This window comes from Halovivax asiaticus JCM 14624 (assembly GCF_000337515.1).
Classification (GTDB): domain Archaea; phylum Halobacteriota; class Halobacteria; order Halobacteriales; family Natrialbaceae; genus Halovivax; species Halovivax asiaticus.
In genome coordinates, this window is sequence record NZ_AOIQ01000019.1 from 38,694 (window position 1) to 56,195 (window position 17,502).

A 17,502-nucleotide genomic window follows, 5' to 3' on the forward strand; every position below is an offset into this window, starting at 1 on the left:
TCCACTGCCCAGTTTCTCGATGGCGTCCGACCGGCTCCCACGGAAACCCCAACGTATTCCCTTTCGGATCGCCTACGGTCGAGTATGACAGCGTCCGAGTCGGAGACGTCGGACACGCTTCGCGATCGCGTCGAGCGCTGGCTCGCGACGCAGATGCCGATCATCCAGATGCACGGCGGGACGAGTGCCGTCAGGACGGCCGACGCCGAGACCGGCGAGGTCGTGATCGAGCTCGGTGGCGGCTGTCGCGGCTGCTCGGTCAGCGACGTGACGACGGGGAACATCCAGGCCGAACTCCTCACGTGGGACGAGATCGAGGACGTCACTATCAGGGTCCCCGACGCGCGCGAACAACTCGGCGGTCCGGAGCAAGCCGAGTCGATCATGGGCATCGATCGAACCGAAGGTGGCCGCGGCGACTGGGGATCGTCGAACCCCGGGAAAGACCACCTGTAAACTGTCCGCTGGGCTGCGATACCGTGCGCACCCGGCCCGTCGGCTATCGCCGGCCAATTTTGAGTCGGACTACACGCTTTTAGGACCGACTCCCGTCCGGGAACGTATGCAGCCCTGTGGCGGTGCTCGAAACCGTGGTGACGTCGATGAGTGAGGACAACGACGGGAGCGCGACGACAGCACGGTCGACAACCGACGACGAGCACGCCGCGTACACGATTCGTCTCGAACTCGAGGACGAGCCGGGGCGATTGCAACGCGCGCTCGGGCCGATCACCGAACACGGCGCGAATCTGCGATCGATCCACCACGAACGGGACAAACGAACGCCGCGCGGGACGATTCCGGTCGAGATCGACCTGTCGTGTCCGCCCGCGCAGTTCGACGGACTGGTCGAGCGGCTCGAGGCGACGGGCGTCCCGATCATCCAGGCGGGGGAGCGACGCTACGACCGAACGGTCAACGTGGTTCTGATCGGGCACCTGGTCGATTCCGACCTCTCTGAGACGCTCGCCCGCATCGAGGCATTCGGCCGAGCCTCGGTCGTCGACGTCTCGCTTGCCGCGCCGGAGGGGACCGAGGGCGCCTCATGCGCCCGACTGCAACTGGCCGTCGAGGATGAATCGGTCGCCGACGCGCTCGCCGCGATCGGCGAGGTCGCCGCCGAGAAGGACCTCACCGTCGTCGAGCCGCTCATCGGGGGTCGGTCGTAATGGCCGGCCACCGTCTCGCGATCGCCGGTGCGGGTTCCGTCGGCCGTTCGGTTGCCGAACTGGCAGGCGAGTACGGCCACGAGGTCGTGGGGATCGCCGATTCGACCGGTGCGATGGTCGCCGACTCGACCGGTGGAGCGTCTGCCGCCTCGTCCGGTGAGGCGGCTGCCGATTCGTCCGGCACGACGACCGGCGATATCAGTATCGACGTCGCGTCGGCTCTGGCGCGCAAGGACCGCGGCGAACCGGTCGGCGACACCGCGCCCGAGACCATTTTCGAGGTCGACTACGACGTCCTGGTCGAGGCGACGCCGACGACCCTCGGTGACGCCGAGCCCGGATTCGGCCACGCCAGCCGAGCGCTCGCCGCCGATCGTCACGTCGTTCTGGCGAACAAAGGCCCCGTCGCCGAGCGCTACGACGAGTTACAACGACTCGCCGGGGCGAGTGCCGGTTGCGTTCGATTCGAGGCGACCGTCGGCGGGGCGATCCCGGTCCTCTCGACGATTGAGGACCTGACACCGGACGCCGTGACCGCCGTTCGCGGCGTACTCAACGGGACGGCCAACTTCGTCCTCAGTCGGATGGCGACCGAGGGACTCGACTACGAGCACGTCCTGGCCGAGGCCCAGGATATGGGCGTCGCCGAGGCGGACCCGTCGTTCGACGTCGACGGCACCGACGCTGCCCTGAAGTTCGTCATTCTGGCGAACGTCCTCGCAGACGGCGGCTTCTCGCTCGAAGATGCCGACGTGACCGGTATCGAGGGAGTGCCACGGAGCGCGCTCGAGCTGGCCGCCGAAGACGGGCAGACGATCCGTCTCGTCGGCGAAGCTACTCGGGAGGGCGTCAGCGTCGGTCCCCGGCTGGTCCCCGAACACGGCCCGCTGGCCGTCAGTGGGACGCGAAACATCGTCCAGTTCGAGACCGAACACGCGGGCACGTTACACAACAGCGGCGCCGGCGCTGGTGGCCCCGAGACGGCGACTGCGGTGCTCGCGGACGTCGGCCGGTTGCCATCGCGGTGAGTTCGAATCGGCTGGTGACGCTGAACCGGCAGGTGCCGACGGGGCCACTGGTGGTGCCGACAGGATTACTGGCCAATGCGACGGCGACGTGGCCGATCGGCGGTGCGATCGGGCTCCCCTCGTGTGAACACCTCGCAAACCGCACGACGGCGTCGGGGTCCGCTCATACGGGTTTCGAAATGGTTTTAACCACATCCGGACAACATCCCCGGTATAAGCGCCTTTGCGCGTGAGCTACAACAATGAGCGACAAACCACACCAGAACCTGGCCATCATCGGCCACGTTGACCACGGGAAGAGTACGCTCGTGGGTCGACTCCTGTACGAGACAGGGAGCGTCCCAGAGCACGTCATCGAACAGCACCGCGAAGAAGCAGAAGAGAAGGGCAAGGGTGGCTTCGAGTTCGCCTACGTCATGGACAACCTCGCCGAAGAGCGAGAGCGTGGTGTCACCATCGACATCGCCCACCAGGAGTTCGACACGGACAAGTACTACTTCACCATCGTCGACACCCCTGGCCACCGCGACTTCGTGAAGAACATGATCACGGGTGCGTCCCAGGCGGACCACGCCGTCCTCGTCGTCGCCGCAGACGACGGTGTCGCGCCCCAGACCCAGGAGCACGTCTTCCTGTCGCGCACCCTCGGCATCGAGAAGCTGATCATCGGCATCAACAAGATGGACGTCGTCGACTACTCCGAGGACGACTACAACTCCGTCGTCGACGAGGTCAACCAGCTCCTCGATCAGGTCAACTTCGAGGTCGCCGACGACTCGTTCATCCCGATCTCGGCCTTCGAGGGCGACAACATCGCCGAAACCTCCGACAACACGCCGTGGTACGACGGTCGTACCCTGCTCGAGACGCTCAACGACCTGCCGGAGTCCGAGCCGCCGACGGACGCGCCGCTCCGACTTCCGATTCAGGACGTCTACACGATCTCCGGCATCGGGACCGTCCCGGTCGGACGTATCGAGACCGGTGTCATGAACATCGGCGACAACGTCTCCTTCCAGCCCAGCGACGTTGGCGGCGAGGTCAAGACGATCGAGATGCACCACGAGGAGGTCCCGAAGGCCGAACCCGGTGACAACGTCGGATTCAACGTCCGCGGCATCGGCAAGGACGACATCCGCCGCGGCGACATCTGTGGCCCGGCCGACGATCCGCCGACGGTCGCCGAGACCTTCCAGGCCCAGATCGTCGTCATGCAGCACCCCTCGGTCATCACGGCCGGTTACACCCCGGTCTTCCACGCCCACACCGCGCAGGTCGCGTGTACGATCGAGTCGATCGACAAGAAGATGGACAGTTCCAGCGGCGAGGTCGCCGAGGAGAACCCCGACTTCATCCAGTCCGGCGACTCCGCGGTCGTCACCATCCGTCCGCAGAAACCGCTCAGCATCGAGCCGGCCAGCGAGATCCCGGAACTCGGTTCCTTCGCCATCCGTGACATGGGTCAGACCATCGCGGCTGGCAAGGTCATGAGCGTCGACGAGAAATAAATGCAGCAAGCACGTGTCCGTCTCGCCGGGACGAGCCCGCAGGATCTGGACAACATCTGCGATGACGTCCGCGAAATCGCAAGCAACACGGGCGTCAACCTGAGCGGACCGATCCCGCTTCCGACGAAGACGCTCGAAATTCCCACCCGCAAGTCGCCGGACGGTGAAGGGACGGCGACGTGGGAGCACTGGGAGATGCGCGTCCACAAGCGCCTGATCGACCTCGATGCGGACGAGCGTGCGCTCCGACAGCTCATGCGCATCCAGGTGCCGAACGACGTCTCGATCGAGATCGTCCTCGAGGACTGATCGGCACCCGCTGTTCGGATCGATTCGCGCACGTTGTACTCGCAGCACGTTCGACTCGCTTTCTCGACCGTCGAGTGACGACACTGTCCGACCGATTAAGGGAGTGTCCGTCGAATCCTGACGTATGGCACGCTCCGGGAGTCCGCTCGTCGAGACGCTGGTGATATTCGCCGTGGTCTTCGTCCTGCAGTGGATCGCGGGGCTGTTCAGCGTCGGGTTGATGGCTGGACTGTTCGTCCTGGCGCCGCCGCTCGAGGCCAACCCGTGGACGATCGTGACGAGCGTCTACGCTCACGAGAACCTGGGTCATCTGCTATCGAACAGCGCCGCACTCGTCCTCTTTGGCTGGCCGATCGCCCGGGCCACGACGCACCTGCGCTTTCACGCGTTCTTCCTGGCGACGGGTGCTATCGCGGGGATCACACAGGTCGTGGGCACCGGATTCGTCGGCGTGGCGACGCCGGTGCTCGGGGCGAGCGGCGCCGTCTTCGCGCTGATGGGGTATCTACTGGCGGGCAACCGACTCTCCGACGGGCTGGCCTCGCGCGTGCAGGTCTCGCCGTGGATCGCGCTGGGCGTGTTCGTCGCCCTCGCCGCGCTCATCACGTTCGCGACGGCCGCCCCACGGGTCGCTCTGCTCGCTCACTTCACGGGCTTCCTGCTCGGATTGGTCGCCGGACGCGCCGGCGTCCTCGATGTCCCTTCGCACGTCCGTCGCCGCTCCGCCTGAGCTGGTGGCACCTCGTCGCCACCGAAACACAAGCTACTAATAGCTCTCCCGGCTACCAAATTCCGCGGGCTCGTAGATCAGTGGTAGATCGCTTCCTTCGCAAGGAAGAGGCCCTGGGTTCAAATCCCAGCGAGTCCACTATTCTACGCCGCGAGCACGTCCGCGAGCGGCGTGAATCGTCGTCGACGCTGAATTTGAAGCCTTGGAAGTCGCAGCGCGAACGAAGTGAGCGACCGTCTTCCTTCGGGTTCAAATCCCAGCGAGTCCACTCCGTTCTCGCGAGTGAAACGAGGGTATCGGACCACCCCGCTGCAGTCGGGCGATTAGTGCGAATGAACCGACATCAGAGAACTTTCGACAGAAGTGACAATTCAAAATCACTCCAATTCAGTTCCTTGTCGAAACTCACCAGTCGTCTTCCATCCGGTCGATATGCTCCAGGGCGGTTTCGATCTGTTCGTTGGGGAAATACTCGATGTACTGCTCACCGATGTCGTATTCCACCAGCCCAACCGTATCCAATTTCGGGCCGTGAACGTGCATCAGGACGGATTGTAAGTGATCGGTTCCCGGCTCTTCGTCGTTCAGCTCGGCCTCGATGTCTCGAAGGTGGGTGATGACCTGGTGCATTGGGAACGTATTCGTCGGTGCATCTCGGCAGAACCGGAGAATCTCTCGTCGTTGATACTGACTCAGGATTTCGAGAACCAAATCGACTGAGAGTTGGTGCTTGTTGGGCGCATCCTCATTTCCCCGAGACATGTACGCTGTAACCACGCATCGCGTAATAAAGGCCAATTGCTGTGTCGAGGCGGTGGGTGAGTATAGCGGAACGTCCCGTCCTGCGTAGTCTATTTGCGCGTGTGGAGTGCTCCGCGGAATATTCGCCAATCGTTATCGCAGTCGAGGGCCAACTACGAGCATGGCCGACTCCGTTGGTGTCAGAATTGTCAGTAAAATCGCTGCGCGTGAGGGTATCGACCCCTCGATGCTCGATCCACCGCTCTACGACGTAATCGATCCGGAGGCGCTCGACGCCGTGTTCGAACCGGTTGCTGGGACGAACCGTCCGAACGGGAAGATTCAATTCGAGTACGCGGGATACACAGTCACTGTCTCGGCAGATTACTCTGTCACAGTCGACTCGAACGAGGCACGGATGGGTGCTCGCCCACCCACAGAACGGAGTCACGACCCCGAGCCAGTCGATTAACCGTCGCTGCTTCCGTATGCGGACCGCATTCGAGAATCCTATCCGACTCACGGCCCAGCCAACTACTCCGCGCGCACCCGTTCACGAACGCTGCCGCTGCTGGGCGGCCCCATGCCAGCAGCCGGTGCATTCAACTACCCACGTTCTGCGGATTCGACGCCCAGTACCGACGGGTTCCATCCATCGAATGCCCGATATCGAATCGTCTGGGAAGGTATTCGTCCGTGATTCCTATGGTTTCTATATTTCATCGCCGGCGGTTCCGAGCGGGCAGCAAACCGCCGTCGACGAAGCCTGTCAGCGTCGGTGTCGCCCGACCTGCTGGGCAGAACGAGGGCATTCAGCACAGGCTTGCAGCGGTACGTCCCCTGTCACTCACTCCCGGCCGTACGTGTGAAAGTCGACAGCCTGTTCGAGGAGTTCGTCGGGAATCCCCGGGACTTCGGCCGATCGAACCGGCCCCAGCTCGTCGATCGTTTCGAGGTCGCGCGGGAAGTCGCGTAACTGGAAGTGGATGTCGATCCCGGCCTTTGCACCCTGTCCGAGTGCAACGGGGACCTGATTGTGCCCGGGTGTACAGTCGCCGACGGCGTAGACGCCATCGACCGAGGTTCGACCGTGGTCGTCGACCGTAATCGTCCCATCCGCATCGAGCTCGCAGCCGAGTTCTCGGGCCAGCCCGTTGTTGTACTCGGCGCCGTACATCGCGAAGCCACCCCTGTATTCTCGAACGGCGCCATCCTCGAACTCGAGGGCTTCCAGCCAGCCATCGTCGCCGTTTTGCACTCCGGTGATATCCGACTCGATCACGTCGATCGGGTGGGCCTCGAGAACCGCGGCCGTCTCGTCGCTCCACTCGGGTTCTGCACCCCGGGTCAGTAGATCGACCTCGTCCGTGAAGTTCAGCATGATCCCGGCGACGTGAGCTGCGCTTTCGGCGTGGCCCATCACGTAGACCGACTCGCCGACGAACATGTACGCGTCACAGTGCAGGCAGTAGTGGAGTCCGCGCCCCGTTCGCGGCAGTGGGGGCTCCGGCCGCACGTCGGTGAATCCAGTCGCGAGGACGATGGCCTCGCCCACGTAGTCGGCTGCATCGCCGGACAGCCGAACCGATCTGTTATCGGCGTCATCGCGCGTACACGACGTGATCAGATCGCGGTGGATCTCGCAGCCGTAGTCCGCGAGCTGGTCGCGACCAACATCGAGGTAGTCGCCGCCACTGGTCTCTTCGCGAACGCCGAGCACGTTGTGCACGTCCTGCATCATCGCTGCCCGGCCGCCACCGCGATCGACGAGCGCCGTTCGATGGCCGAGTCGCGTGGTGTAAAGCGCCGCGGTCATCCCTGCCGGCCCGCCGCCGACCACGACCACGTCGTACTCGTGCCGATCTGTCGATCCACTCATACCTGTATGGGAACGGCTCGCACGGTAAATAGCTACGCGGGTGCAGTGATCGAGAGCCTTCTGCGGACGGTGGTGGATTGGACGCGTTCACTGATCCTAACACAGGCCTGCCGTCGATGCTGACCGCTAGGCTGCGGATTCGGACCGTCCGTGTCGTGATGCCACCTGTCTTCGAAGCCGTCTATCGAATGAGCATCGGCGCCACGCAAATTACGGCGCCTCGGTCGGACACCACGAACTCTTGATCGTCCGTCCTCGTTCGGCCAGTACGCCTATGTGCGACACATGTCGATACCCATCCGGCGGGATGCGAGCCGCGTAATTCCGACGTCACCGGCCGACTGGTGCCCGCCACGACGGACATGGGTAGGGGAGCTCCGGCTGCACTCGCCGGTGTTCTCAGGGTTTTCGATGGTCCTGCTAGCTCTTGGTTGAATCGGTACTCTTGACTCGAGTCGCTGTATCACGCATTCGACTGGGAGAGCGGATCGAGATCCCCCTATGATCGTGTGGACGAGTAGTCGTTCGATCTCTCGTCGTAGGATCTGTCTCTCTCACGGGTTTCACTACCGGTGAAACCGGGACAGCACTTCCGGCGATACCCCGTCGCTCACGACCAGGTTCAGTTATCGGAAAATCGGAAGCGGGAGCCCGACGCCTATTGTGTCCGCGTTCGACCTCTTCCTATGGACCGGACACGACGACACGGGGGCGTGGATGTGACGAGTGGTGGTGAGCTCGGCGACCAAACCGTGGGGGACTCGCCCAATCGGCGAACTGGCAGCGCCGAGCCGACCGGCGGAGCGAACGCCGGTCGGTCGATTGGCGGGCACACTGCCGCTCTCTCGCGAGACGACGCCGCTACGTCCGAGGCCTCTGGCGAGGGCACGCTCCCACCAGTCGATCCCGGCGACGCGATTCGTATTCACGACCCTGCCGCCTCGATCGCCGTACTGTGGCCGACGGAATCGTCCGTCGACCGACCGTTCGTGAGCGTGCTCGCCGGCCGAGACGGCACCCGCTACCCGCTGTACGTCGACGCCGAATCGGCGGCGGGTCACTGTCGTCGGTCGTACTCGATCGTTTCGGCCGATTCGGTTCCGATCGACCCGCCACCGCACGCCGCGACGTCGGACGACGCACGGTGACGAGTCGCCGAGTACTCTGGCGAACGGAGGCGGGCTGGTGGACCGTCTCGCCTACTCCTCGCCACCAGCGGCGAGCCCGGCGGGTTGGTCCTGCCGGGAGAGATACGCCGTCAGGTCGGTCGTCGAGAGCATGCCGATGACGCCCTCGGTCTCGTCGACGATGGGGACGTGCTGGAAGCCGTGGTCGGTCATCAGTTCGGCCATCTCGTGGACGGTGTCCTGAGCGCTGCCGGTGACGACGTCCTCGGTCATGTACCGCGAGACCGGCGTCTGATCCTTCGGCTTCCGTTCGGAGACGATCTTGACGAAGTCAGTCCCGGTGAGGATGCCGCAGATCCGGTTCGACTCGTTTACCACGACGACGGAGCCGATGTCGCGTTCGAGCATCGCCGTCGCCGCATCTTCGACCAGCGTGTCCGGTCCGACCGTGTACACGTCGCTCGACATCAATCGCGCGACGAAAATATCCTCCATGCCAGCACGTCGCAGTCCTGCCGTAAAAACGTTTACTCGACGGCTGGTTTCGCGACGCCCTCCGGTGGTTGGCGAACTGGCCGAGAGCGGCGCCCTCACACCGACCACGCCGCGTTCCCACGTCCTTCCACGAGGGCTTATGGGGTGGCCGTCCCAACGTCCGTCGATGATCGAGGGGACGCTGTGCTTCGTCGTCAGCGACGACCAGGTGTTGCTCATCGAGAAACGTCGCGGGCTCGGCGAGGGGTGGTACAACGGACCGGGCGGCAAGCGCGAAGACGGCGAGACGCTCCGCGAGTGTGCGATCCGTGAGGTGCGCGAAGAGGTCGGTATCGACGTCGACACGCCGGCCCTCTCGAAGGCGGGCGAACTCACCTTTCGGCTCGACGGCGACCCGCAGATCCACTGCCACGTCTTCCGGACGGATCGCTTCGACGGCGAGCCACGACCCTCCGAGGAAGCTCGTCCCGAGTGGTTCCCCCTCGACGAGGTCCCCTACGACCAGATGTGGGACGACGACTCCCTCTGGTTGCCGGGCGTCCTCCAGGGGCGGACAGTCGAGGGCCGTTTCGACTTCGAGGGCGGCGAACCGCTCGACGATGCAGACTTCGTCGACCACGACCTCGCGTGGGGAATCGAATTCGAGTGAATTGGGGTCGGTCTCGAACGCCGTTTCGACGTTATTCGGGAACGAGGACGACTTTCCCGGTACTCTTGCGATCCTCGATGAACTGGTGAGCGTCTGCGGCCTCCGTGAGCGGGAACGTCTCACCGACGATCACTTCTAATTCGCCGGATTCGAAGCCACTCGTGAGGTCGGGGACGGCGGCCATGACCCGGCTGGGGTCGTGACTGGACGCCTGACCGAGGTGGAAGCCGTGGACGCTCTTGTTCTCGAAGAGGAGGCGGCGATTCTCGGCGCTGGCGGGGACGCCGCTGGCGACGCCGTAGGTGACCAGCCGGCCGAAGTGTGCGAGTGCGTCGAGACTCCGGTCGAAGACGTCGTCGCCGACGCTTTCCAAGACGAGGTCCACGCCCTCGCCGTCGGTCTCCTTGTCGACCACGTCGCGGAAGTCGACATCGGTGTACTGGATGGGGTGGTCACAGCCGAGGTCTGCGGCGAGGTCGAGCTTCTTCTGGGTGCTCGCCGTGCCGAAGACCTCCGCGCCCGCGTTCGAGGCGAGCTGGACGGCGGCAGTGCCGACGCCGCCCGCCGCCGCCTGAATGAGGACTTGCTCCCCTTCCTCGAGTCCGCCCCAGCCGAAGAGACAGCAGTGTGCGGTGAGGAACTGGACGGGGAAGCCGGCGGCCTCCTCGAAGCTCATCCCCTCCGGAATCGGGAATAGCATCTGGGCGTTCGCGGTAACGTATTCGGCGTAGCCGCCACCGCCGAGCATCGCGACGACGCGGTCGCCTTCGTCCAGTCCGACGCCCTCACCAGCGGCGTCGACGGTACCCGCTGCCTCCATCCCCGGGACGTACGGGGCGTCGGGTCCACCTGGATAGACGCCGCGTCGTTGCATCACGTCGGCGAAGTTGATCCCCGCCGCCTCGACGGCGATGCGGACCTCGCCCGGGCCCGGCTCCGGTTTCTCGCGCTCTGTGACTTCGAGTGCGTCACTGTCGCCGTACGCCGCAACCTCGATGGCGTGCATGGCCGGTCGTTCGAGGGCTGGATGCATAAACGGCCGTCAACCGACGAAAACCGACGCCGCGTTCAGCCGGCGATGCATCGATGTTGTCTCGGCCCACCCGCTCGGCCTTCGCATCGTTTAAGACCGCGCTACCTGACGTTGCGTGTATGAGCGAGGACGCGCAGGATCTCGGGATCACCGAGTCCAAGTCACACAAGCCCGGCGAGTGGTACGCGGAGGTCGTCCAGAAGGCGGATCTGGCCGACTACGCGCCGATGGGTGGATTTATCGTCACCAAGCCCCGGGGGTACGCCCTCTGGGAGGGAATTCAGGACGCGCTCGACGGCTGGTTCAAAGAGACCGGCGTCGACAACGCCTACTTCCCGATGTTCATCCCGGAGAGTTTCCTCGAACGCGAGAAGGACATCGTCGAGGGGTTCGACCCCGAGGTCGCCTGGGTCACTCAGGGCGGCCACGACGAACTCGAAGAGCGCCTCGCGGTGCGTCCGACCAGCGAGTCGATCATCGCGCCGTTCATGGCCGACTGGATCCGCAGCCACCGCGACCTGCCGATGCGGCTCAACCAGTGGTGCTCGGTCGTCCGCTGGGAAGCCACGGAGACCAAGCCCTTCTTCCGCACCAAGGAGTTCCTCTGGCAGGAGGGTCACACCGCCCACGCGACCGACGGTGAGGCCTGGGAGGAAGTCTGGACCCGACTCGACCAGTACGCACGTGTGCTGGAGGAGGTCCTCGCGGTCCCCGTCCTCAGGGGGAAGAAACCGGACCACGACAAGTTCCCCGGCGCGGAGACGACGACCTGTGTCGAGGCGCTGATGCCCGACGGCAAGTCCGTCCAGAGCGCGACCAGTCACCACCTCGGCCAGAGTTTCGCCGAGGCGTTCGACATCACCTTCGCCGACGAAGACGAGGACGAACAGACCGCGTTCACCACCTCGTGGGGGTTGTCCTGGCGTGCATTGGGCGCGATGATCATGACCCACTCAGACGATCAGGGGCTGGTTCTCCCGCCCACGATCGCCCCCACGCAGGTCGTCATCGTCCCCATCTGGCAGGCCGACACGAAAGACGACGTCCTCGACTATTCCGAGGGCATCGCCGCGGACCTCGAGACGGCCGGCTTCAGCGTCGAACTCGACGACCGCGACGAGCGCAATCCCGGCTTCAAGTTCAACGAACACGAACTCAACGGCGTCCCGCTCCGCCTCGAGATCGGCCCGAACGAGGTCGACGACGAGGAAGTCACGCTCGTCCACCGCCCCGACAGCGAACAGACCGTCGCCGACCGCGACGGCATCGTCGATGCGGTCGACGCCCACCTCGACGGGATCTTCGAGAAGCTCTACGACGCGGCCGCAACGAATCTCGCCGAGAACGTCCGGGAGGCCCACTCCCCCGAGGAGATCCTCGGCACGATCGGCCGACACGGTGGCTACGTGAAGACGCCGTGGTGCGGCGACGAAGCCTGCGAGACGGTTATCAAAGACGAAATCGCTGCGGAGATCGTCATGCAACCCGTCGACGAGCAAGGCGGCGACTCCGCGGGCGAACCCGTCCGCCCCGACGCGGATGCGACGTGCGGCGTCTGTGACGAGCCGGCCGACGAAATCGCGTACTTCGCGAAGTCGTACTGACGGACGGAGCTGTTCTCCAGCGGGGGTTTCTGTCGTGCACCTCCCGGTGTCGTGTACTCGGAACCCGGCAACTGGATCGAATGTCTATCAGCCGAGCCCAGTCAACATATTTCGAAACAAAAGTCCACTTTCCGACACGGTCGACGGAGTTCTGTCCGCACTTGAAAGCACTGGCGGCGCGCTCGCGTCGAATAATGGTCGTATTTCCCCGGTATTCTTTTTACGCTATAGTAGCTTCGACGGGATATGGACAGTTCCCACCAGGCTGACGCGGCCCAATCGATGGATGGGCTCAGCCATCGCGTCGTATACGCCGTCGCCGAGCGTGAGGGCGTCGAACCCGAAGCGCTCGACCCGCCACTGTACTCGGCACTCGATCCGGAGGCGCTCGATCGTCTCTGGGAGTCCGATCACGACTCGTCGCTCTCGCTCTCGTTTCGCTACCTCGGTTATCGGATCGACGTCGACGCCGACGGGTCCATCGCCGTCGAGGAGTAACGCACAGAGCCTCTCCGAGCGTTGTCCTCGCTGGACCGTGGCTCCGGACGCCAGATTTGATCCGCCAGTGCAGTCGCTCCGCTGACCAGTTCCGTTCGCCGGTCGACTCCGCCTGTCGCTGAATGCCGTGTGCTACCTACGACTCGTGGAGTTCGAATTCGATCCGTTCGACGTCGGCTCCCTTCGAGGTACGATCCGTGAGTTCGATACGCCCGATCTCACCGAGTCGGTCGACGTGGGTGCCGCCGCAGGGGCACATGTCCCAGTCCTCGATGGCGACGACGCGAAGCGGATCGACGTGATCGGGGATCAGCTCCAGTAGCGACCGGCCCTCGTCGACCTCGCGCTCGACGTCCGCTCGCGCTCGGTTTTCCTTGGTGACCGAGAGATCTCGTTCGATCGCCGCGTTCGAGCGGTCTTGAATCGCTTTCACGTCGTCCTCGTCGAAGTCGGCCGGTTCGAAGTCGATGCGTGACCGATCGGGATGAATCTGGTTGCCGGCCGTCGATGCGCCATACTCGTCGAGGACGACGCGAGAGACGACGTGCTGGGCGGTGTGCATCCGACGTAATCGGTCCCGGCGTTCTGCGTCGATCTCACCGGTGACGTCGATTCCCGACTCGGGGACGGCGCCGTCGATCGCCTCGACTTCGTGTCTGACGTCGCCGTGGTCCTTCCGGACGTTCGTCACGGTCGCTGCACCTCCATCCCACTCGAGGCGGCCGTGATCGGCCGGCTGACCGCCGCCCTCGGGATAGAAGTACGTGCCGTCGAGGACGAGGGAGTCGTCGGTCGCGTCGGTGACGGTCGCGGTGAACTCGGTGACGTCGTCCGCCGCCGGCAGGTATCGGAGTTCGGTCATACTGGGCCGATAGCCGCGCCAGGAGTAAATACCGGACGGTCGGGGTGATCGCGTCACGGGCTGCCCGCGTCCGCCAGTCGCTACGCGTAGCCGTCTAGCTGTTCGACGGTCGCGTAGCGACTGGCCGACCAGCCGCCGACGAAGGCCGCGACGGCGCCGATCGTCACGGCGACGACCGCGCCAAGGCCGTAAACGGCGGGCGTGGTCTGCAGGAGCGACTCGAATCCGACGACCTGTGCAACCAACTCGTTCAACCGGCCGGCGATCGGCCCGGTGAGGACCAGTGCGAGCCCGCCCCCTGCGGCGCCGATGACGAGCCCCTGCATGCCGACGAGGCCGGACAGCACCGTTCGTGACAGCCCGATCGCCCGGAGCGCGGCGAGTTCCCGGCGCTGCTGGTAGGCGACGAGGACGAAGAGGTTCGCCGTGAGGACGATTCCACCGACGACCGCCAGGCCGACCAGGGCGACGCCGCTCGTGACGACGAGCGCGCGATCCTTGACCATCGCCACGAACTGGTCGTCACTCGTTCGCACGTCGTACTGGGGATACGTCGCGGCGAGTTCGTCCCTGAGTGCCGCCCGGTCTGCCCCGTCCGTGACGTCGACGGTCACGAACGTCGCCCGGTCGGAACCTCGACTTCCTGCGAGTGCCTGCAACTCTGCCAGGCGCATCGTGACGGTCGGCGAACCTAGATACTGCGAGTACAGGTCGGCGGTGCCGACGACGGTGAACGCCCTCGCCGACTCTCCGTTCGCGTCGACGCTCACGTAGATCGTGTCGCCAACCGAGACGCCGATGTCGTCCGCGACAGCCGGGTCGAGGACGATGTCGGTCGCTCCCGGGTCGGCGGACGGGGAGGCGATTTCGTCGCTGCCCTCGAAGCCGGAACCTGACTCGAAGTCGAAGCCGCCGTGCGTTTCGTAGACGCCGACGGCCGTGATCGGCTCCAGGGCGTCTCGATCGCTCCCGACGTACGTCGTGTGCAAGCCGATGGGTGCCGCTCTCGTGACGTCCTCGCGCTCGCTCACATCCGCACTGATGGCGTGTGCGCCGACGATACCGTTTTCGACGCCTGCCTCCGCCCCGTCGCTCGTAATCCAGACGTCGCGCTCGGCGTCCTCGACGCGATCCTGGCCGACGGAGACCACGCCGACGCCGAGACTCGCGAACAGGGTCACCGAGAGCACGGCCAGCGTAACGGCACCGACTGCGAGCGCGGTTCGCCCCGGCGAACGCCGCAGCTGTGCCTTCGCCAGTCCCACGGTCGCACTCGCCCGGACGAGCCACCTGATCATCCATCCACCGCCGCGAGAACGTCGGTTCTGGCCGCGATACTGAGCGGGTACGGCAGTGCGAGCAGGCCGGCGACGACCGCGACGAACACGGTGTAGGGAACGATCAGGGGGTGAAAGACCACCACCGACCCAGTGGCGAACAGCACGCCAGCCAGGGCATTCACGCCGTAACCGACACCGACCCCGAGGATCACTCCGAGCACCGAGCCGCCGATGACCGTGGTGAGAATCGCCGTCGTCACGATGGCGAGCCGGCTCGCTCCCGAGAAGCCGATCGCCGAGAGGATCGCGAGCTGCGGGCGGTCTTCGGCGACGGCCATCCCGGCCGTCGTCGCGATGAACAGCGCACAGACGACCAGGGCGACGATCGTCGCGACGAGGCTCGTCGCGAGCGCGAGGTCGTTCTCGAACAGCGCGGCGGGATGGATCGAGTCGGTCGACTCCACTGACGCTGTCGGGTACGCCTCAGCCGCTGCGCGTTCGGCGGCGGCCTCGTCGCCCCAGAGGAGGATCCGGTCGGCTAACGAGGCATCGGCGCCGCCAGCGAACGTCAGGAGCGCGTCCCGATCGACCAGCGCGACGGGCGCTTCGTCGTCGCCAGTCGTCGGCTCGACTGCGGTCACCGGGAGCTGGTACGCCTCGGTTCCGCTGGTGACGACCACCGCCTCACCGACGGTCACGCCGAGCCGATCCGCGGCCGTCTCGGAGAGGACGAGCCCGGCCGATCGCGCGCCGAGGGCTCCAGCCGCCGATTCGTTCTCCGCCCCGGATTCGCTTCCCCGATCGTCTTCGTCACCGCCGTCGCCGAGCGCGTCGAGTGGGAGTCCAGCCACGGTTCCAGCGTCGACCGCCGGATCGACACCGACGGCCAGAAGCCGTGTGTACGTGGATGGATCGGCCGTCGACGCCGATTCCGATCGAACGGCCACCGGTTCGACGAGGACCGGTGTCGCCCGATCCACGCCGTCTGCGGCCCGGAGTTCCGCCGTGTGTGCAGTCGCGTTCGCGAGCCGAGGGGCTTCGATGCCGTTTACGGACGAGAGCGACCCCCCGTCCGCCGGTTCGATACTGACGTCGGCGTCGGTCTGTGACGCGACGCCGCCGTCGACGAGCGCCAGGGCCAGTCCGGTGACGACGACTAGCAGCGCGAGCGTGAGTGCGACGGCGACGACGATCGCCGTCGATTTGCCGGATTGGACGCCGGTGAACTGTCCGCGGAGGCGAGCGAGGGCGATTCGGACGAGCCCGCTCGTTCGGCTCCGTCGGCGACCGTCCGGGTCGCCGTGAATTGCCGGTCGCGTCCCGTCGTCGCGGCCGGGTCCGTCGTCGGTCACAGATCCTCTCCACCGGCTCCGCCGACCGCCGGTCGCGCCCGACGTGGCTCGTCCTGGTCCGTCTCTTTGACGATCGACCCATCACAGAGGGTGATCGTTCGATCCGTCCGGGTGAGCGTCGTCGGATCGTGTGACGCCAGCACGACGGCGCGCTCGTCGGCGACGCTCGTCAGGACGTCGAGGACGGATTCGCTGGTCGCCGTATCGAGTTCACCCGTCGGTTCGTCGGCGACGATCACGTCGGGATCGGTCGAAAGCGACCTGGCGATCGCGACGCGCTGGCGTTCGCCGCCGCTCAACTCCCCCGGCCGGTGCGTGAGTCGGTCTCCCAGGCCGACGCGCTCTAGCAACGCAGTCGCCCGTTCCCGGCGCGTCGCTTTCGACTGGCCGAGTTGCACGAGCGGCAGGGCGACGTTCGCGCGAGCGCTGAGCGACGGCAGGAGGTGGAAGTGCTGGAAGACGATTCCGACGTGCTGTCGGCGGAGCCGCAGCCGTTTTCGACCGGCACAGTCGGTGAGGTCGGCCCCGAAGAGTTCGACGGACCCGTCGGTCGGGACGAGCAGCCCCGCGATCGCGTGGAGGACGGTCGACTTCCCGCTCCCGCTCGGCCCCCGAATACCGACGACTTCTCCGGACGAGATCGACAGCGAGACATCGGCGAGCGCACGAACCGGTTCGCGTCCGGTCGATCGCAACCGGCCGCCAGCCGTGTACTCGTGTGTCACCCCGTCAAGCTGTACGGCCGGTGGATCGCCCGACTCGTGCGGCTCTGCCGTCGTCGACTGTGTAGGTGTACGGTTGATCGAACTCACCTCCGAAGCTAGCTTCGACCGAGCACGGACCGGCCCATTGTTTCCCCACACCTACCTTGCTCTAGCTGGCGACACAGCTCCCAACCTCCCTCCACAGTACGTCTCTCTGCCGAATACGTCCCTTCTGGATGACAGACTGCCGAATGTGGCGATCACGTCCGTCGAGCGACAACGATCAGTGCCAGTACGTCACCCGTAATCGCTCGAACACACGCGATTCGGGGCCATCGTGTTCTCGTACGGACAGTGCACCGTCCCCTCTCACGTCGCCGGGTAGTGCTGTGTTCCGGTCGCCGGAATCAGCCCCCTTTGCGAGAAACGGCGTCGTACGACCTGTATCGGGGGCGTAACGTGGTCACGAAATCCTTCCGTGCACTATTCTGTCGACCGTTCCACGGGCCCATCCGTCCCGCTTCCAGGCACTAC

At 65.2% G+C, this 17,502-nt stretch carries 19 protein-coding genes and 1 tRNA gene; 12 read left to right on the forward strand and 8 right to left on the reverse strand.

Annotation, left to right across the window (positions count from 1 at the left end; all coding sequences use genetic code 11):
• The first annotated feature begins 84 nt into the window (after positions 1 to 84).
• From C479_RS12250 to C479_RS12280, 7 genes are all read left to right on the forward strand, one after another.
• Complete coding sequence (locus tag C479_RS12250; RefSeq protein WP_007703019.1) at positions 85 to 456, forward strand: NifU family protein; 372 nt, start codon at positions 85 to 87, stop codon at positions 454 to 456.
• Between the two features lie 146 nt (positions 457 to 602).
• Positions 603 to 1,169, forward strand: coding sequence for an ACT domain-containing protein (locus C479_RS12255; RefSeq protein ID WP_049907293.1), 567 nt, complete (start codon positions 603 to 605; stop codon positions 1,167 to 1,169).
• Complete coding sequence (locus C479_RS12260; RefSeq protein ID WP_007703025.1) at positions 1,169 to 2,197, forward strand: homoserine dehydrogenase; 1,029 nt, start codon at positions 1,169 to 1,171, stop codon at positions 2,195 to 2,197. The genes C479_RS12255 and C479_RS12260 overlap by 1 nt, the downstream gene beginning before the upstream one ends.
• 242 nt (positions 2,198 to 2,439) lie before the next feature.
• Positions 2,440 to 3,705, forward strand: coding sequence for a translation elongation factor EF-1 subunit alpha (gene tuf, locus C479_RS12265; protein ID WP_007703028.1), 1,266 nt, complete (start codon positions 2,440 to 2,442; stop codon positions 3,703 to 3,705).
• Complete coding sequence (gene rpsJ, locus C479_RS12270) at positions 3,706 to 4,014, forward strand: 30S ribosomal protein S10 (RefSeq protein ID WP_007703032.1); 309 nt, start codon at positions 3,706 to 3,708, stop codon at positions 4,012 to 4,014.
• Positions 4,015 to 4,138: 124 nt separating this feature from the next.
• The gene (locus C479_RS12275) at positions 4,139 to 4,744 is read left to right on the forward strand and encodes a rhomboid family intramembrane serine protease (protein ID WP_007703035.1); all 606 of its coding nucleotides are present in this window, start codon (positions 4,139 to 4,141) and stop codon (positions 4,742 to 4,744) included.
• Positions 4,745 to 4,810: 66 nt separating this feature from the next.
• Positions 4,811 to 4,882 (forward strand) — tRNA-Ala (locus tag C479_RS12280).
• A 267-nt stretch (positions 4,883 to 5,149) separates the two neighbouring features.
• Here the strand turns inward: C479_RS12280 and C479_RS17135 are convergent.
• The gene (locus C479_RS17135; RefSeq protein WP_449271813.1) at positions 5,150 to 5,506 is read right to left on the reverse strand and encodes a DUF7344 domain-containing protein; all 357 of its coding nucleotides are present in this window, start codon (positions 5,504 to 5,506) and stop codon (positions 5,150 to 5,152) included.
• A 160-nt stretch (positions 5,507 to 5,666) separates the two neighbouring features.
• On the opposite strand from C479_RS17135, the gene C479_RS12290 reads away from it, so the two are divergent.
• Complete coding sequence (locus C479_RS12290) at positions 5,667 to 5,957, forward strand: HalOD1 output domain-containing protein (RefSeq protein ID WP_015301595.1); 291 nt, start codon at positions 5,667 to 5,669, stop codon at positions 5,955 to 5,957.
• 375 nt (positions 5,958 to 6,332) lie between these two features.
• Here C479_RS12290 and C479_RS12295 read toward each other — a convergent pair whose 3' ends face one another.
• The gene (locus C479_RS12295) at positions 6,333 to 7,364 is read right to left on the reverse strand and encodes an NAD(P)/FAD-dependent oxidoreductase (RefSeq protein WP_007703043.1); all 1,032 of its coding nucleotides are present in this window, start codon (positions 7,362 to 7,364) and stop codon (positions 6,333 to 6,335) included.
• Between the two features lie 686 nt (positions 7,365 to 8,050).
• Here C479_RS12295 and C479_RS12300 point away from each other — a divergent pair.
• Positions 8,051 to 8,512 (forward strand): hypothetical protein, encoded by a 462-nt coding sequence (locus C479_RS12300; RefSeq protein WP_007703046.1) that lies wholly within the window; start codon positions 8,051 to 8,053, stop codon positions 8,510 to 8,512.
• A 51-nt stretch (positions 8,513 to 8,563) separates the two neighbouring features.
• On the opposite strand, the gene C479_RS12305 is transcribed toward C479_RS12300, so the two are convergent.
• Positions 8,564 to 8,986, reverse strand: coding sequence for a CBS domain-containing protein (locus tag C479_RS12305; protein ID WP_007703047.1), 423 nt, complete (start codon positions 8,984 to 8,986; stop codon positions 8,564 to 8,566).
• Between the two features lie 166 nt (positions 8,987 to 9,152).
• Between C479_RS12305 and C479_RS12310 the strand changes: the two genes are divergently transcribed.
• Complete coding sequence (locus tag C479_RS12310; RefSeq protein ID WP_007703050.1) at positions 9,153 to 9,635, forward strand: 8-oxo-dGTP diphosphatase; 483 nt, start codon at positions 9,153 to 9,155, stop codon at positions 9,633 to 9,635.
• A 31-nt stretch (positions 9,636 to 9,666) separates the two neighbouring features.
• Here the strand turns inward: C479_RS12310 and C479_RS12315 are convergent, their stop codons facing one another.
• Positions 9,667 to 10,641, reverse strand: a complete 975-nt coding sequence (locus C479_RS12315; protein ID WP_007703053.1) for a quinone oxidoreductase family protein — start codon at positions 10,639 to 10,641, stop codon at positions 9,667 to 9,669.
• A 146-nt stretch (positions 10,642 to 10,787) separates the two neighbouring features.
• Here C479_RS12315 and proS point away from each other — a divergent pair, with 146 nt between their 5' ends.
• Both proS and C479_RS12325 read left to right on the forward strand, forming a co-directional pair.
• Positions 10,788 to 12,272 (forward strand): proline--tRNA ligase, encoded by a 1,485-nt coding sequence (proS, locus tag C479_RS12320; RefSeq protein ID WP_007703056.1) that lies wholly within the window; start codon positions 10,788 to 10,790, stop codon positions 12,270 to 12,272.
• A gap of 246 nt (positions 12,273 to 12,518) precedes the next feature.
• Positions 12,519 to 12,770 carry a HalOD1 output domain-containing protein gene (locus C479_RS12325; RefSeq protein ID WP_007703058.1) on the forward strand — a complete coding sequence of 84 codons (252 nt, stop codon included), beginning with the start codon at positions 12,519 to 12,521 and terminating at the stop codon, positions 12,768 to 12,770.
• Positions 12,771 to 12,906: 136 nt separating this feature from the next.
• Here the strand turns inward: C479_RS12325 and C479_RS12330 are convergent, their stop codons facing one another.
• The 4 genes from C479_RS12330 to C479_RS12345 all read right to left on the reverse strand — a co-directional run bounded on the left by C479_RS12330 (position 12,907) and on the right by C479_RS12345 (position 17,067).
• Positions 12,907 to 13,632 (reverse strand): alanyl-tRNA editing protein, encoded by a 726-nt coding sequence (locus C479_RS12330; RefSeq protein WP_007703061.1) that lies wholly within the window; start codon positions 13,630 to 13,632, stop codon positions 12,907 to 12,909.
• A gap of 80 nt (positions 13,633 to 13,712) precedes the next feature.
• A complete protein-coding gene (locus tag C479_RS12335; RefSeq protein WP_007703064.1) occupies positions 13,713 to 14,930 on the reverse strand; it encodes an ABC transporter permease in 1,218 nt (405 codons plus the stop codon).
• Complete coding sequence (locus tag C479_RS12340) at positions 14,927 to 16,264, reverse strand: ABC transporter permease (protein ID WP_007703066.1); 1,338 nt, start codon at positions 16,262 to 16,264, stop codon at positions 14,927 to 14,929. The genes C479_RS12335 and C479_RS12340 overlap by 4 nt, the downstream gene beginning before the upstream one ends.
• Entirely contained in the window at positions 16,261 to 17,067 is an 807-nt protein-coding gene (locus C479_RS12345) for an ABC transporter ATP-binding protein (RefSeq protein ID WP_394295148.1), read from the reverse strand. Before C479_RS12345 ends, C479_RS12340 begins: the two co-directional genes overlap by 4 nt.
• Positions 17,068 to 17,502: the final 435 nt, after the last annotated feature.

Coding starts and splice junctions, on each gene's coding strand:
- C479_RS12250 (WP_007703019.1), top strand. CDS start 85: ATGACAGCGTCCGAGTCGGAGACGTCGGACACGCTTCGCGATCGCGTC.
- C479_RS12255 (WP_049907293.1), top strand. CDS start 603: ATGAGTGAGGACAACGACGGGAGCGCGACGACAGCACGGTCGACAACC.
- C479_RS12260 (WP_007703025.1), top strand. CDS start 1,169: ATGGCCGGCCACCGTCTCGCGATCGCCGGTGCGGGTTCCGTCGGCCGT.
- tuf (WP_007703028.1), top strand. CDS start 2,440: ATGAGCGACAAACCACACCAGAACCTGGCCATCATCGGCCACGTTGAC.
- rpsJ (WP_007703032.1), top strand. CDS start 3,706: ATGCAGCAAGCACGTGTCCGTCTCGCCGGGACGAGCCCGCAGGATCTG.
- C479_RS12275 (WP_007703035.1), top strand. CDS start 4,139: ATGGCACGCTCCGGGAGTCCGCTCGTCGAGACGCTGGTGATATTCGCC.
- C479_RS17135 (WP_449271813.1), bottom strand. CDS start 5,506: ATGTCTCGGGGAAATGAGGATGCGCCCAACAAGCACCAACTCTCAGTC.
- C479_RS12290 (WP_015301595.1), top strand. CDS start 5,667: ATGGCCGACTCCGTTGGTGTCAGAATTGTCAGTAAAATCGCTGCGCGT.
- C479_RS12295 (WP_007703043.1), bottom strand. CDS start 7,364: ATGAGTGGATCGACAGATCGGCACGAGTACGACGTGGTCGTGGTCGGC.
- C479_RS12300 (WP_007703046.1), top strand. CDS start 8,051: ATGGACCGGACACGACGACACGGGGGCGTGGATGTGACGAGTGGTGGT.
- C479_RS12305 (WP_007703047.1), bottom strand. CDS start 8,986: ATGGAGGATATTTTCGTCGCGCGATTGATGTCGAGCGACGTGTACACG.
- C479_RS12310 (WP_007703050.1), top strand. CDS start 9,153: ATGATCGAGGGGACGCTGTGCTTCGTCGTCAGCGACGACCAGGTGTTG.
- C479_RS12315 (WP_007703053.1), bottom strand. CDS start 10,641: ATGCACGCCATCGAGGTTGCGGCGTACGGCGACAGTGACGCACTCGAA.
- proS (WP_007703056.1), top strand. CDS start 10,788: ATGAGCGAGGACGCGCAGGATCTCGGGATCACCGAGTCCAAGTCACAC.
- C479_RS12325 (WP_007703058.1), top strand. CDS start 12,519: ATGGACAGTTCCCACCAGGCTGACGCGGCCCAATCGATGGATGGGCTC.
- C479_RS12330 (WP_007703061.1), bottom strand. CDS start 13,632: ATGACCGAACTCCGATACCTGCCGGCGGCGGACGACGTCACCGAGTTC.
- C479_RS12335 (WP_007703064.1), bottom strand. CDS start 14,930: ATGATCAGGTGGCTCGTCCGGGCGAGTGCGACCGTGGGACTGGCGAAG.